Annotated in this window: 14 protein-coding genes, 1 tRNA gene and 1 pseudogene; 3 read left to right on the top strand and 13 right to left on the bottom strand. The window is 75.2% G+C overall.

Going from position 1 to position 14,488, the window contains the following annotated elements:
• Nucleotides 1-353, bottom strand: a pseudogene (locus BUB17_RS24180) (ABC transporter permease); the annotation flags it as partial.
• Nucleotides 354-355: 2 nt separating this feature from the next.
• Between BUB17_RS24180 and BUB17_RS24185 the strand changes: the two are divergent.
• Nucleotides 356-1,540, top strand: a complete 1,185-nt coding sequence (locus BUB17_RS24185; protein ID WP_244277467.1) for an ABC transporter ATP-binding protein — start codon at nucleotides 356-358, stop codon at nucleotides 1,538-1,540.
• 37 nt (nucleotides 1,541-1,577) lie between these two features.
• Here BUB17_RS24185 and BUB17_RS24190 read toward each other — a convergent pair whose 3' ends face one another.
• From BUB17_RS24190 to dacB, 9 genes are all read right to left on the bottom strand, one after another.
• Nucleotides 1,578-2,075, bottom strand: a complete 498-nt coding sequence (locus BUB17_RS24190; protein WP_244277468.1) for a DUF3180 domain-containing protein — start codon at nucleotides 2,073-2,075, stop codon at nucleotides 1,578-1,580.
• A 5-nt stretch (nucleotides 2,076-2,080) separates the two neighbouring features.
• Entirely contained in the window at nucleotides 2,081-2,587 is a 507-nt protein-coding gene (gene folK, locus BUB17_RS24195) for a 2-amino-4-hydroxy-6-hydroxymethyldihydropteridine diphosphokinase (protein ID WP_072921233.1), read from the bottom strand.
• A complete protein-coding gene (gene folB, locus BUB17_RS24200) occupies nucleotides 2,584-2,970 on the bottom strand; it encodes a dihydroneopterin aldolase (RefSeq protein ID WP_072921235.1) in 387 nt (128 codons plus the stop codon). Before folB ends, folK begins: the two co-directional genes overlap by 4 nt.
• On the bottom strand, nucleotides 2,963-3,823 hold the full coding sequence (folP, locus tag BUB17_RS24205) for a dihydropteroate synthase (protein WP_083606586.1): 861 nt from the start codon (nucleotides 3,821-3,823) through the stop codon (nucleotides 2,963-2,965). Before folP ends, folB begins: the two co-directional genes overlap by 8 nt.
• Nucleotides 3,820-4,458, bottom strand: coding sequence for a GTP cyclohydrolase I FolE (folE, locus tag BUB17_RS24210; protein ID WP_072921237.1), 639 nt, complete (start codon nucleotides 4,456-4,458; stop codon nucleotides 3,820-3,822). The genes folP and folE overlap by 4 nt, the downstream gene beginning before the upstream one ends.
• Nucleotides 4,455-6,443, bottom strand: a complete 1,989-nt coding sequence (gene ftsH, locus BUB17_RS24215; protein WP_072921239.1) for an ATP-dependent zinc metalloprotease FtsH — start codon at nucleotides 6,441-6,443, stop codon at nucleotides 4,455-4,457. Before ftsH ends, folE begins: the two co-directional genes overlap by 4 nt.
• Nucleotides 6,444-6,789: 346 nt before the next feature.
• On the bottom strand, nucleotides 6,790-8,409 hold the full coding sequence (gene hpt, locus BUB17_RS28665; protein ID WP_072921241.1) for a hypoxanthine phosphoribosyltransferase: 1,620 nt from the start codon (nucleotides 8,407-8,409) through the stop codon (nucleotides 6,790-6,792).
• A 5-nt stretch (nucleotides 8,410-8,414) separates the two neighbouring features.
• Nucleotides 8,415-9,500: a zinc-dependent metalloprotease gene (locus tag BUB17_RS24225; protein WP_072921243.1), complete on the bottom strand. Its 1,086-nt coding sequence runs from the start codon at nucleotides 9,498-9,500 to the stop codon at nucleotides 8,415-8,417.
• A 132-nt stretch (nucleotides 9,501-9,632) separates the two neighbouring features.
• Nucleotides 9,633-11,051 (bottom strand): D-alanyl-D-alanine carboxypeptidase/D-alanyl-D-alanine endopeptidase, encoded by a 1,419-nt coding sequence (dacB, locus tag BUB17_RS24230; RefSeq protein ID WP_244277469.1) that lies wholly within the window; start codon nucleotides 11,049-11,051, stop codon nucleotides 9,633-9,635.
• A 55-nt stretch (nucleotides 11,052-11,106) separates the two neighbouring features.
• Here dacB and BUB17_RS24235 point away from each other — a divergent pair, with 55 nt between their 5' ends.
• Nucleotides 11,107-11,601: an inorganic diphosphatase gene (locus tag BUB17_RS24235; RefSeq protein WP_072921255.1), complete on the top strand. Its 495-nt coding sequence runs from the start codon at nucleotides 11,107-11,109 to the stop codon at nucleotides 11,599-11,601.
• A 146-nt stretch (nucleotides 11,602-11,747) separates the two neighbouring features.
• Here the strand turns inward: BUB17_RS24235 and BUB17_RS24240 are convergent.
• The 3 genes from BUB17_RS24240 to tmk form a co-directional block, all read right to left on the bottom strand.
• Nucleotides 11,748-11,823: transfer RNA gene (locus BUB17_RS24240), tRNA-Thr, on the bottom strand.
• Nucleotides 11,824-11,881: 58 nt separating this feature from the next.
• Complete coding sequence (locus BUB17_RS24245; RefSeq protein WP_072921245.1) at nucleotides 11,882-13,042, bottom strand: DNA polymerase III subunit delta'; 1,161 nt, start codon at nucleotides 13,040-13,042, stop codon at nucleotides 11,882-11,884.
• Nucleotides 13,043-13,073: 31 nt separating this feature from the next.
• Nucleotides 13,074-13,838, bottom strand: coding sequence for a dTMP kinase (gene tmk / locus BUB17_RS24250; protein ID WP_244277470.1), 765 nt, complete (start codon nucleotides 13,836-13,838; stop codon nucleotides 13,074-13,076).
• Between the two features lie 18 nt (nucleotides 13,839-13,856).
• On the opposite strand from tmk, the gene BUB17_RS24255 reads away from it, so the two are divergent.
• Nucleotides 13,857-14,488: methyltransferase domain-containing protein (locus BUB17_RS24255; RefSeq protein WP_072921247.1), on the top strand; the 632-nt coding region annotated here is incomplete at its 3' end.

A 14,488-nucleotide genomic window follows, 5' to 3' on the forward strand; every position in this document is an offset into this window, starting at 1 on the left:
GTGTAGACGGTCAGCCCGATCAGCACCGTGACCGGTGACAGCGCCCCGGTGAACGGGGCGAGGAAGGCGAACAGGGCCAGCGACGGGATCGTGTAGACGACCGAGCTCAGCCCGAGGACGGGGCCGGTCAGCAGCCGGCTGCGCCGGGCGAGCAGCGCCAGGGGCAGCGCGATCAGCGTCCCGAGCAGCACCGCCCCGACGGTGAGCCTGACGTGCTGACCGAGGTGGCCCACAATGGTGTTCCAGTTGTCGGTCACGTACGACGGGTCGAACCAGGGGTTCGGCGCCTCGTCCGCGGCGAGCGCCGGAGGTCCCGGGTCGCTCGTCGCGCTCAGCGCACCCAGGGAGGCCACGCGTGGACGCTACTGCCGCGCCCTCGTCGCTGCGCGCGGCGTCGCCGGGCGCCGGGTCGGCCGGCGCTGCCCCCGAGATCCGCCTGGAGGGGGTCAGCAAGGTCTACCCCGACGGCACCGTGGGCGTGGCCGAGCTGGACCTGACCTTCGCCGCCGGGGAGCTGTCCGTGCTGGTCGGGCCGTCGGGCTGCGGCAAGACGACGACGATGAAGATGGTCAACCGGATCATCGAGCCGACCACCGGGCGCATCCTGCTCGGCGGCGAGGACGTGACCCGTGCCGACGCCGACCGGCTGCGCCGCCGCATCGGCTACGTCATCCAGAGCGTCGGGCTCTTCCCGCACCAGACGGTGCGCACCAACGTCGCGACCGTCCCCCGGCTGCTGGGCTGGGACCGCCGGGAGATCCGCGACCGGGTCGAGGAGCTGCTCACCCTGGTCGGGCTGGACCCCGCCGTCCACGGCGACCGGTACCCCGCCCAGCTCTCCGGGGGCCAGCGGCAGCGGGCCGGGGTCGCCCGGGCGCTGGCCGCCGACCCCGGCGTGCTGCTGATGGACGAGCCGTTCTCCGCCGTCGACCCGGTGGTGCGCGAGCGGCTGCAGTCGGAGTTCCTGCGGCTGCAGGAGACGGTGCGCAAGACGATCGTCTTCGTCACCCACGACATCGAGGAGGCCGTGCGGCTCGGCGACCGCATCGCGGTGATGAGCACCGGCGGACACGTCGAGCAGTTCGCCCCGCCCACGGAGCTGCTGGGCCGGCCGGCGAACGAGACGGTGGCCGGCTTCGTCGGCGCCGACCGGGGCCTCAAGCGGCTGGCGGTCACCCCGATCGACCCCGTCGACCTCGAGCACCCGCCGGTGGTCGGGCTGGGCGACGGCCTGGCCGAGGCCGGGGCGGCGCTCGACCGCGCCGGCACCGACCGGGCGGTGGTGCTGGACGACGGCGGTCGCCCGGCCGGGTGGCTGCCGGCCGACCAGGCGTCGGGTGCCGGGACGGTCGCCTCGGCCGTCGTCCGCGACGACGCCGCCGTGCCGCTGCAGGCCTCGCTGCGGACGGCGCTGGCCACGATCCTGCAGTCCGACGCCGGGTGGGTGCCGGTGCTCGACGGCGACCGCCACCTCGGCGTCCTCACCCCCACCGCCCTGCACGCGGCGCTGCGCCGGTCGGTGCACGCGGGCGCCCGCTGAGCGGTGGGTCCGGGCGGGGCCGGCTGAGCGGGAGCGGTCAGGCCCGGGCGCCCGCCTGCGGTGTCTCGTCGTCGGGGGACGGCGGGATGCGGCAGACCGACTCCAGCCACAGCGCCGCTGCGACCAGCGCGGCCGAGCAGACGACCCCGACGACCCCGGTGACGGTGTCGTTCGCGGCGGCCTGCAGCCGCGACACCGAGGGCCCCACGTAGAGCAGCAGACCGACCCAGATGCCGACGAAGGCCGCGCCGACGTAGGCGCTGGCCTGGGCCAGCACCGCGAGCCGGGCGACCAGCATCGGCTCGACGGGGCGGACCGGCGCGGTGCCGCGCTCGGCCGGGGGACGGCGGTCCCGCTGGGCGGCGAGACGGGCGCGCAGCGTGCGGGCGCCGAGGAGTTCGGCCACGGCCAGCACGCCGAGCGGCACCGGCAGCCACCAGCGCAGCGCCGGCAGGGAGCCGTAGCTCGCCCGCACGACCAGCAACGCGGCGACGGCGAGGCCGGCCGCGAGGACCAGCAGGTCCCGCCGGTTCACGGGCTTCAACGCAGGTGCTCCCAGCGGACGACGGCCGCGACGTCCTCCGGTGGCAGCGCGGCCAGCAGCTCGCTCACCCGGCCGCGGCCCGGCAGCACCGCGGTGGGGTCGAGGCCGGCCCACGGCACGAGCACGAACGCGCGCTCGTGCGCGCGGGGGTGCGGGAGGGTGAGCGCGGGGTCGTCGGAGAGGACCGGCCGGCCGTCGTCCCCGGTGACCGTGACGACGTCGACGTCGAGGGTGCGCGGCCCCCAGCGCACGTCGCGGGTGCGCCCGGCAGCCTGCTCCAGCTCGTGCGCGCGGGCCAGCCAGCCGGCGGCGTCCCGGTCGCCGCGCACGACCACGACCGCGTTGAGGTACGGCGGCTGCTCGACCGGGCCCCACGGCGGGGTCTCGTACAGCGTCGAGCGGGCCACGAGCACGCCGTCGTCCTTGAGGGCGGCGACTGCGGCACGCAGCGCGGCGGCCCGGTCCCCCAGGTTGGCGCCCAGCGACAGGACCGCCCGCGTCACGGCCGCTCCCGCCGGATGGCGACGCTGACGTCGTCGAAGGGGACGCCGAGGTCGGCCTCGGGCTTGTGCACGGTGATCTCGACGGCGTCGACCAGCGGGTCCTCGAGGCAGACGTCGGCCAGCCGCTGGGCGAGGGTCTCCAGCAGGTCGACCGGCTCCCCCGTCAGCACGATGTGCAACGCGCGGGCCAGCTCGGCGTAGTTGACCGTGCGCTCGAGGTCGTCATCGGCGGCGGCCGGGGCGGTGTCCAGCTCGAGGACGGCGTCGACGCGGAAGGTCTGGCCCAGCCGGCGCTCGGCCTCGTACACGCCGTGGAAGGCGTGCGCGCAGAGCCCGTGGATGGCGATGCGGTCGGGGCGGGTGGACGGGCGGGCGTCAGCCACGGCCCTCTCCCCCGCGGCGGGCCGCCCGGACGGCGGCGACGGTGCGGACGGCGTCGGCCGATGCTGCGGCGTCGTGCACCCGCACACCCCAGGCGCCGGCCTCGGCCGCGAGCACCGTGGCGGCCAGCGTCGCGGCGTCGCGCTGCTCGGCCGGGCGCAGGGTGCCGTCGGGGGCGGCGAGCAGGCGGCCCAGGAACGACTTGCGGGAGGCGCCGACGAGCACCGGCAAACCGAGGCCGACGATCCGGTCGAGGCCGGCGAGCAGCCGCCAGTTGTGCTCGGCGCGCTTGGCGAAGCCGAGGCCGGGGTCGAGGACCAGATGCTCGGGGGCGACGCCGGCGGCGACGACGTCCTCCACCCGCGCGGTCAGCTCGGCGCAGACCTCGGTGACGACATCGCCGTACTGCGCGGCGGCGTACATCTCGCGGCTGTGCCCGCGCCAGTGCATCAGCACCCAGGGGACGCCGGCCTCGGCGACCAGCTCGGCCATGTTCTTGTCGGCCAGTCCGCCGCTCACGTCGTTGACCAGGACGGCGCCGGCCGCCAACGCGGCCTCGGCCACCTCCGCGCGGGTGGTGTCGACGCTGGTGCGCACACCTGCGGCGGCCAGCTCGCGGATCACCGGGACGACCCGGCCGCACTCCTCGGCGGCGTCCACCCGGTCGGCTCCGGGCCGGGTGGACTCCCCGCCGACATCGACGTAGTCGGCTCCGGCGGCGTGCATCGCCAGGCCGTGGGCGACCGCCGTGCCGGTGTCGGCGAAGCAGCCGCCATCGGAGAAGGAGTCGGGCGTGACGTTGAGGACCCCCATGACCACGCAGTGGCCGGGGCGCGGGAGACGGCGGAGGGTCACCGGCCCCGGACGAGGCTCATCGCCTCGCTGCGGGTCGCCGCGTTCTCCCGGAAGATGCCGCGCACGGCCGAGGTGACCGTAGACGAGCCGGGCTTGCGGACCCCGCGCATGGCCATGCACAGGTGCTCGGCCTCGATCACCACGAGCACGCCGCGCGGCTTGAGGACGTCGGCCAGCGCGTCGGCGATCTGGCTGGTCATCCGCTCCTGCACCTGCGGGCGGCGGGCGTAGACCTCGACCAGCCGGGCCAGCTTGGACAGGCCGGTGACCCGCCCGTCCTCTCCGGGGATGTAGCCGATGTGCGCCACCCCGTGGAACGGCACCAGGTGGTGCTCGCAGGTCGAGTACATCGGGATGTCCTTGACCAGGATCATCTCGTCGTGGTCCTCGTCGAACGTCGTCGCCAGGACCTCCGCCGGGTCCTGCCAGAGCCCGGCGAAGGTCTCGGCGTACGCGCGGGCGACGCGGTCGGGGGTGTCCTGCAGTCCCGGACGGTCGGGGTCCTCACCGACGGCGAGCAGCAGCTCCCGGACGGCGGCCGCGGCCCGGACGTGGTCGACCCCGGCCCGCGGCGGGCTCAGCAGCAGGGCCGCGCTGTCCTCGTCCCCACCCGCCCCGGCCGGGATCTCGGTCACCTCTGCGCGGGGGCGCCCACGTCCCCCACAGCGGTGCTGCCGTGGCCGACGTGGCCGTTGCCGTTCCGGGCGGCCTGCTCGGCGGGGGTCAGCACCGGCGGCTGGTCCGACGGCGTGCGCTTGCCGAAGCCGTTGTACGGGGCGAGCGACGGCCGCTTGGTGACCGGCGCGCAGATGCGGGCCATGTCCTCCTTGGAGAGGGTCTCCTTCTCCATCAGCTCGAGCACGAGCTGGTCGAGGACGCCCCGGTACTCGACCAGGATCTCCCACGCCTCGTCGTGCGCGGCCTCGATGAGGGCACGGATCTCCGCGTCGATGTCGGCGGCGACGGCCTCCGAGTAGTCCGGCCGCGACCCCATGTCCCGGCCCAGGAAGGGCTCGGCGTCGGTGCTGCCGTACTTCACCGCGCCCAGCTTGGCGCTCATGCCGTACTGGGTGACCATCGCCCGCGCCATGGCGGTGGCCTTCTCGATGTCGTTGCCGGCGCCGGTGGTCGGCTCGTGGAAGACCAGTTCCTCCGCTGCCCGCCCCCCGAGCGCGTACGCCAGGGTGTCGATCATCTCCGACCGGGTCTGGGTGTACTTGTCCTCGGTCGGCAGCACGAGGGTGTGCCCGAGCGAGCGACCGCGCGGGAGGATCGTGACCTTGTGCACCGGGTCCAGGTTGGGCAGCGCGTGCGCCACCAGGGCGTGGCCGCCCTCGTGGTAGGCGGTGACCTTCTTCTCCTTCTCGCTCATCGCCCGGGTCTTCCGCTCGGGGCCGGCGACGACGCGGTCGATCGCCTCCTCGAGGGTCTCGTCGGTGATCAGCGACCCGTTGTGGCGGGCGGTGAGCAGCGCGGCCTCGTTGAGCACGTTGGCCAGGTCGGCGCCGGTGAACCCGGGGGAACGCCGGGCGACGGTCTCCAGGTCGACGTCCGGGGCCAGTGGCTTGCCCTTCGCGTGCACCTCGAGGATCCGCTTGCGGCCGAGCAGGTCCGGGCGGTCGACAGCGATCTGGCGGTCGAAGCGGCCCGGGCGCAGCAGGGCCGGGTCGAGGATGTCCGGCCGGTTGGTGGCGGCGATCATGATGACGCCGCCCTTCACGTCGAAGCCGTCCATCTCGACGAGCATCTGGTTGAGCGTCTGCTCGCGCTCGTCGTGCCCGCCGCCCATGCCGGCGCCACGGTGCCGGCCGACGGCGTCGATCTCGTCGACGAAGATGATCGCCGGGGCGTTCTCCTTGGCCTGGGTGAACAGGTCACGGACCCGGCTGGCGCCGACGCCGACGAACATCTCGACGAAGTCCGAGCCGGAGATCGAGAAGAACGGCACGCCCGCCTCGCCGGCGACCGCGCGGGCCAGCAGCGTCTTGCCGGTGCCGGGCGGGCCGAACAGCAGCACGCCCTTGGGGATCTTCGCGCCCACGGCCTGGAACTTGACCGGGTTGGCGAGGAAGTCCTTGATCTCGTGCAGTTCCTCGATGGCCTCGTCCGCGCCGGCGACGTCGGCGAACGTGGTCTTCGGGGTGTCCTTGGTGACCTGCTTGGCCTTGGACTTGCCGAAGGCCATGACCCCGCGGCCGCCGCCCTGCATGGAGTTGAACAGCCAGAACAGCAGGAGCAGGAGGATCACGAACGGCAGGAAGCTGATCAGCAGGCTGACCAGGACGCTGTCCTGCGTGACGTTGGTGTTGAAGTCGACGCCCTCGCCGTTCCCCAGCCCGGAGACCAGGTCGAAGACGTCGTCGGCGGCTCCGAGCGGGTAGGAGGCGGTGATCTGGTCGCTGCCCTCGACCGGGTTGGCCAGCTCGATGTCGAGCGTCTGTTCCTTGTCGTTGATCGTGACCTGGTCGGCGTTGCCGTTCTGGATCTGCTCCAGCGCGACCGCGGTGCTGACCTCCTGGAAGCCGCCGGTGCCGCGGAACAGCGAGGAGAACGCCAGCGCCAGGAGGACGACGAGGACGACCCAGAACCACACGGAGCGGAAGATCTTCTTGCGTTCCATACACCGATGCCGGGCGGCCGGGTGTTCCGGCCTGTCCCGTCCACCCTCCTGATCGTCCGGGGACGCTCCCTGCGACCCGGGCGGGCACCCTGGCGCTCGGTGCAGCGTCGTTGCGATCGACGGTACACCGGGGAGCCTCCGCGACAGCCGTGCCGCAGCCGGGTCCGGCCCGACAACCCCCTGGCGGGTGGGCTCCTCGGCGGAGCCATGATCAGGTCCCCTGATCATGGAGTGTCCTCCCGCACCGCAGAACGTGCGGGAGGACACTCGACGATCAGGTCACCTGATCCCAGCGGGGCGCAGGGCGGGGCGGGCCGGTGGCCGCGGTGTCGACCGGTCGGCCGGCTCAACCCGAGTAGACCTCCGGGCGCAGCGTCGCGATGTAGGGCAGGTCGCGGTAGCGCTCGGCGTAGTCCAGGCCGTAGCCGACCACGAACTCGTTCGGGATGTCGAAGCCGATGTAGCGCACCGGCACGTCGACCTTCACCGCGTCGGGCTTGCGCAGCAGGGCGCAGACCTCGAGCGAGGCCGGACGCCGTCCGCCCAGGTTCTTCAGCAGCCAGGACAGGGTCAGCCCGGAGTCGATGATGTCCTCGATGACGAGCACGTGCCTGTCGCTGATGTCCCGGTCGAGGTCCTTGAGGATCCGCACGACACCGGAGGAGCTGGTGGCCGAGCCGTAGGAGGAGACGGCCATGAACTCCATCTGGGTGGGCAGCCGCAGCGCCCGCGCGAAGTCGCTCATGAACAGCACCGCACCCTTGAGGACGCCGACCAGCAGCACCTCGCGCCCCGCGTAGTCGCGGTCGACCTGCTCGGCCAGCTCGGTGATCTTGGCCTGGATCTGTTCCTGGCTGAGCAGCACGTGGTCGATGTCGGGGCCGTAGCCGTGGTCGTTGCCGAGCTCTGCTGGAGCGCTGGCGGGCTCGCTCACGGGGGGGGACTCCTCGCGGGTCTGGGGTGCGTCCTCGGGACGGGTGCCCCGCGCTTCGGGGGGCGACAGGACCAGCCTGCCAGACGTCCGGAGGGCGCCTGCGCCGTCGGGTAGGTCCACCCGGCCCTGCCCGCGCCAGCGGGTGACGAGGGCTTCCACCGCGCGCAGGTGCACCGCCTGGAGGTCGGGGACGCCGGCGGCGCGCAGCCACCCGCGGAGCACCCGACGGCGCAGCGCCGCGGGCAGCGCACCGAGCTCGCGGGCGGGCAGGCCGCCGTCGCCCGCCTCCCCGGCCAGACGGGCCAGCTCGGCGGCGGCGAGCTCGTCGAGGGCGTCGAGGTCCTCCCGGAGCAGCTCGGCGGTGCGGGCCAGGGCGGGCGCGACCCCGCCGCCGAGCACGTCCTCCATCAGCGGCAGCACCTCGCCGCGCAGCCGCGCGCGGGTGTAGGCGGGGTCGGCGTTCCAGGGGTCGTCCCACACCGCCAGCCCCTGGTCGGCGCACGCCTCATCGGTGGTGGCCCGGCGCACGCCGAGCAGCGGGCGCCACCAGGTGGTCCCGTCCGCCGTCCGCTCGGGGACCATGCCGGCGACCGAACGCGGGCCCGAGCCGCGGCCCAGCCCCAGCAGCACCGTCTCGGCCTGGTCGTCGAGCGTGTGCCCGAGCGCGACACGGGTGCCCAGGTCGGCGGCCGCGGCGGCGAGCGCCCGGTACCGCGCCGTCCGGGCCGCGCCCTCCGGGCCGCCGCCGGCGCCGACCGCCACACGGCGGACGAGGACCGGATCCAGGCCGAGCCCGTGCAGCAGCTGCGCCGTCCGCTCGGCCCGCTCGGCCGAGCCGGGCTGCAGCCCGTGGTCGACGGTGATCCCCCCGACCCGGACGCCGGCGGACCGCGCCTCGAAGGCCAGCGCGGCGGCCAGGGCCACGGAGTCCGCTCCCCCGCTGCACGCGGCCAGCACCGGCCGGTCGCTCGCCCGCAGCCCGGGCCGCACGGCGGTCCGCAGGACCGCGACGGCCCGCGGCGGACCCGCCATCGAGGTCAGGCGGGGATGGCGGGGCGGCCGTGCACCCGCTCGACCCAGCGCGCGGGGTCGGTGAGCTCCTCGATCCGCGGCAGGTTCTCCGGCCCCTCCCACACCCGGTTGAAGCCCTCCATGCCGACGAGGTCGACGACGCCGCCGACGAACACCCGGCCCTCGGCGTACTGCTTCATCTTCTGCTCGAGACCCAGCAGGCGGCGCAGCACGCGGTCGATCGGGCCACGGCCCTTGCGGCGCTGGGCGAACCGCTTGCGCAGCGTCCGCACCGACGGGACGACATCCGGCCCGACGCCGTCCATCACGAACTCGGCGTGCCCCTCGACCAGGCTCATCACGGCGGTGACCCGGTCGAGGACGGCGCGCTGCGCCGGGTCCTGCACGAGCGCCATCAGCCCGGCGTCGTCCCCGCCGTCGGCGCCGCGGGCGGCGTCGAGGACGCTGCGCAGGACGTCGCCCAGCCGGTCGCGGAGCACGTCGGGGTCCAGGTCGGTGGCTTCGACGAACTCGGCCATCTGCGCCTCGAGGTGGTCCTTGAGCCACGGCACGGCGGTGAACTGCAACTGGTGGGTGACCTCGTGCAGGCACACCCAGAGCCGGAAGTCGCCGGGGTCCACGCCCAGGCGGCGCTCGGCGTCGACGATGTTCGGCGCGACCAGCAGCAGCCGGCCGCCGGTGCCGAAGACCTCGTACTGGCCGAGGACCCGGGAGGAGAGGAAGGCCAGCACGCCGCCGGCCTGCACGCCGGTCGCGCGGGAGCCGATCGCGACGGCGAGCGGGCTGGGGCGGGAGTCCTGCCGGGCGGCGAGGGCGTCGACCAGCGGGTCGAGCAGCGCGGACATCCCTCGCGTGTTGGCGTCGACCCAGCCGGGCCGGTCGACGACGGCGACCTCGGGCAGCGGGCCACCCGGCACGGGACTGAGCCCGGTGAGTCCCTCGACGTGCGCGACGGCGGCGGCGGCGGCCTCGTGCAGCTCGCGGACGACGGCGGCGGCCTCCTCGCGCGTCGTCTGCGGGCCGGGGCCGACCAGGCGGCGGGCGGTGCGTCCGGCGAGGTCCCAGTCCACCATCCTTGCGGAGCTGCTCATCGGCCTCACGGTACAGAAAGGACCCGCCTGCCCCCCACCGCTCGCACGCTCGCGGTGGGCCCCTGCAGCAGGGCCGTTCCAGCACGTCACCTCACTCGGCGCGGGATACTGGAGGGTGGCCGTTCCGTTGCGTCACCTGCAGCCGCAGGCGGCCAGCGCGGAGGCGACGGCGTCGAGCGCGTCCTCGGCGGCCTCGCCGTTGGCGGGGGCGCCGTCGGCGACCACGCCGAAGACCAGCAGCCGGCCCTCGGCGGTGACCACGGTGCCGGCCAGGCCGTGCACGCCCAGCAGCGTGCCGGTCTTGGCGCGGACCGAGCCCGGCGCGGTCGCCGGGTCCGCGTCGCCGCGGTCGAACAGGGTGCCGTCGTAGCCGGCCACGGGCAGGCCGGACAGGACGGCGGAGGTGTCGGCCAGCGTGCCGTCGGCGGCGCCGGTGAGCAGCTCGGTGAGCAGTTCGACCGGCACGCGGTCGGTGGTGGACAGGCCGCTGCCGTCGGACAGCGAGACGCCGGTGACGTCGAGGCCCGCGTCGGTCAGCGCGTCGATGACCGCCTCGGCAGAGCCCTCGAAGGTGGCTGGCAGGTCGCGGGCGAGGGCGACGTGGCGGGCCAGCGACTCGGTCAGCAGGTTGTCCGACTGGGACAGCGCCTGCTCGACCAGCCGGGCCACCGGCGCGGACCGCACGGAGCCGAGGGTCTGCGCGTCCTGCGGCGCGGCGCCCAGGGCGACGGTCGCGTCGGGGACACCGAGCGCGACGGCCAGCGCGGTGCCGGCATCGGTCCCGGGGGCACCGCTGCGGGGCAGGTCGCCGGAGCGCACCCGGGCGCCGTCGACGGCGGTCGCGGTGACCGGGGCGGCGTAGGAGGACGGCGCGTCGCCGGGGCCCCAGCCGGCAGCCGTGAGCGGGCCCTCGAACAGCGAGTTGTCGACGACGACGCGGGTGACCTGCACGCCCGCCGGCAGGGCGCTGCGCACCTGTGCGGCGAGGTCGACGACGGTGGGCGCGCCGGGGTAGGTCAGCGAGGGGACGGTCCGCGACAGCGTCGGGTCCCCACCGCCGACCAGCACCACCTCGCCGGGCGCGGAGCCCACGACGACGGTGGTCTCCAGGGTGGCGTCGGGGCCGAGGGTGGTCAGCGCGGCGACGGCGGTGAGCAGCTTGGCGGTCGAGGCCGGCGTGGAGGGGACGTCGGAGTCCTGGTCGAGCAGCACCTCGCCGGACGCGACGTCGACGACCCGTGCCTCGACACCCGGCCCGAGCGCCGGGGAGGCCAGCAGCGGCGCCAGCTCGTCGGTGAGCACCGCGGCGTCCGGGGCGGGGGCCTCCGACGCCAGCGCTGCGAGCACCGGCGCGGCCGGCTCCACGTCGGGCAGGCGCGCCTCGGCCGCGGCGACCTCCGGCGCGGCGTCGTCCCCCCGCGAGGCGACCCCGAACCAGACGCCGGCACCCACCACGAGCAGCAGCGCGAGGAGCCCGAGGACGAGGCGGCGACGGAACCGGGAGTACTTCGCCGTGACGGTCGTCGACCCGCTCGACGCGATGGTGCCCACCCCCTGGAACGACCTCCGGCGGTCCTCCGGGGTCCGATCCGCCACACTACGTCCCGTGCAGTTCGACGTGACGGTAGAAATCCCGAAGGGCCAGCGGAACAAGTACGAGCTGGACCACGCCACCGGACGCATCCGCTTGGACCGGATGCTGTTCACCTCCACCCGCTATCCGGCGGACTACGGGTACATCGAGAACACCCTGGGACAGGACGGCGACCCGCTCGACGCCCTGGTGATCCTCGACGAGCCGACGTTCCCCGGGTGCCTCATCACCTGCCGCGCCATCGGCATGTTCCGGATGACCGACGAGGCCGGAGGGGACGACAAGGTCCTCTGCGTGCCGGCGACGGATCCACGCATGGCGCACCTCAAGGACATCACCGACGTGTCTGAGTTCGACCGCCTGGAGATCCAGCACTTCTTCGAGACCTACAAGGACCTCGAGCCGGGCAAGTCGGTCGAGGGCGCCGAGTGGGTCGGCCACGCCGACGCCGAGGAGGAGATCCACGCCTCGCTCCGACGGGCCGAGGAAGCCGAACCCCACCACTGACCCTGTCCCCTGGCCCCTCACCGAGCGGCCGCCGAGCGCACGACGGACCCCGACGGCGGCGCACCCACCGGGTGCGCCGCCGTCGGCGTGTGTCGCGCCCGCGGAGACGACAGCGGCCCCGTCCGGGTGGACGAGGCCGCTGTGGGTGGAGCCGCCTGTCGGAATCGAACCGACGACCTTCTCATTACGAGTGAGATGCTCTACCGACTGAGCTAAGGCGGCGGACGTGCGGGGCCAGCTTACGTGACCGCCCGGCCGCTGCGGCGCAGGCCCCGGCCGGTCAGGCGGGCAGGCGCAGCGCCACGGTGAGCGCCTCCACGGCGATCTGCGGCTTCACGTTCTGCTCCAGCGCCCTCCGGCAGTCCAGGACGGCGTCGATGCGCCGCAGCGCCCCCTCCGGACCGATCCGCCGCGCCAGCTCCTCGGCGTCCGCACGCCGGTCCGGGTGGGCGAGGGTCACCCCCTGCGTCCCGCTCGTGGCGAACACCAGGGCGTCGCGGTACAGGGCGGCGAGGTCGACCAGGGCCCGGTCCAGCGAGTCGCGGCCCAGCCGGGTGGCCCGCGACTTCTGCCGCTTCTCCAGCTCCTTGAGCTGTCCGGCCCCGCGGCTGGCCGCCGCCACGCCGGGACCGCGCGCGCCCACGCCGAGGCTCTGCTTGACCGCCTCGGTCTCCGCGCCGTCGAGCTCCGCCGACGCCCGGTCGGACTCCTCCTTGGCCGCACCGACCAGGTCGTCGGCGGCGTTCAGGCAGGCGGCCAGGGAGACCAGCGACAGCGGGACGTCGAGGACGGCCTTGCGGGCGAGCCGGGCGGTCTCGTCGCGGGCCAGGTGCCGGGCGCGCCCGACGTGCCCGCCGGCGGCCGCGGCCGACCAGGCGGCCAGCGCCGGGTCGACGCCGTCCCGGCGGACCAGCACGTCGGCGACCGCGTCGACGGGCGGGGTGCGCAGGCCGACGACGCGGCACCGGGAGCGGATGGTGACCGGCACGTCCTCGGGGTGCAGGCTCGGTGCGCAGAGCAGGAAGACCGTCCGCGCCGGTGGCTCCTCCAGCATCTTCAGCACGGTGTTGGACGCCTGCTCGGTCATCCGGTCGGCGTCCTCGACCAGGACCACCTGCCAGCGCCCCTGGGACGGCGCCCGCCCGGCGATGCGGACCAGCTCGCGCACCTCGGCCACGCCGATGGACAGCCCCTCCGGGACGACGGTCTGCACGTCGGCGTGGGTGCCGGCGAGCACCGTCCGGCAGGCGTGGCAGGTGCCGTCACCGCCGTCCGGGCACTGCAGGGCAGCGGCAAAGGCCCGCGCGGCGACCGAACGGCCCGAGCCGGGCGGGCCGGTGAACAGCCAGGCGTGGGTCATCGCGGTCGGGTCGGCCACCGCGGCCTGCAGCTCGGCGACGACCGCGGACTGGCCGACGACCTGCTCCCACACGCCGCTCACGCCACCTCCTCGCCGTCCCCCGCGAGCTCGCTCACGTGTGCACCTCCAGCAACGCGCCGACCCGCTCGCGAACGTCGGCGGCGAGCTCCTCGACACCGCGCGTGGCGTCGAGCACCAGGTAGCGCCCGGGCGCGGCCGCGGCGAGCGTGCGGAAGGTGTCGCGGACCCGCTGGTGGAACTCCAGCGACTCCGACTCCAGCCGGTCGGCGGCCGCGCGGCCCCGGGCACGGGCCAGCCCGATCTCGGGCGGCAGGTCGAGCAGCACGGTGAGGTCGGGGCGCAGCCCGAGGGTGGCCCAACGGGAGATCGCCGCGACGTCGTCCAGGCCGATCGTGCGCCCGGCGCCCTGGTAGGCCAGCGAGCTGTCGACGTAGCGGTCGGTCACCACGACCTCGCCCGCCTCCAGCGCCGGGCGCAGGACGGCGTGCGCGTGCTGGGCGCGGTCGGCGGCGTAGAGCAGCGCCTCGGCGCGCGGGGACAACCCGGTGTGCGCCCGGTCGAGCACGATCGCCCGGACGGCGGCGCCCGCGGGGGTGCCGCCGGGCTCGAAGGTGGCCCGCGGCGGACGCCCGTGCGCGGCCAGCCACTGGCACAGCAGCCGCACCTGGGTGGACTTCCCGGCGCCCTCGCCGCCCTCGAACGCGATGAACAGGCCACGGGGCCGGCCGGCGGGCTCGCCGGACCGGGCGGGTGGACCGTCGTCGGACACGGGGATCGCGGGCTCCCAGTCGGTGCGGTGGAGGAGGTGCAGCGGGCGCAACGGTACCGGGGTGGGCCGACGGTCCCGGGCGTCCACGGGCCCTAGGGTCGGGACGTGACGAGCACCGCCGCCTGGGATCCGGCCGGCTACCTGCGCTTCGGCGACGAGCGGGCGCGGCCCTTCGTCGACCTGCTCGCGCGCGTCGGCGCCCGGGAGCCGCGGACCGTGGTGGACCTGGGCTGCGGGGAGGGCGCGCTGACGGCGTCGCTGGCGCAGCGGTGGCCGGGCGCACGGGTGACCGGGGTGGACTCCTCACCGGAGATGCTGGCCTCGGCCGCCGCGCACGCCATCCCCGGCCGCGTGACCTTCGAGGCCGGCGACGTCCGGGAGTGGCGGCCCGACGGGCCGGTCGACGTGCTGGTCAGCAACGCCGTCCTGCACTGGGTGCCCGGCCACGCCGACCTGCTGCACCGGTGGGCCGGCCGGCTGGCGCCGGCAGGCTGGCTGGCGGTGCAGGTCCCCGGCAACTGGCGGGCGCCGACGCACGCGCTGCTGGCCGGGCTGTGCCGCTCGCCGCGCTGGGCCGGGCTCGGGGCCGACGCGGCGCCGGCCGAGGACGCCGTCCTCGACCCGGTCGGCTACCTGGAGGTCCTCACCGGCGCGGGCCTGACCGTCGACGCCTGGGAGACGACCTACCTGCACGTCCTGCGGGGGGACGACCCGGTGCTCGGCTGGGTGCGCAGCAC

The sequence above is a fragment of the Geodermatophilus obscurus genome (assembly GCF_900143215.1).
Taxonomy (GTDB): domain Bacteria; phylum Actinomycetota; class Actinomycetes; order Mycobacteriales; family Geodermatophilaceae; genus Geodermatophilus; species Geodermatophilus obscurus_A.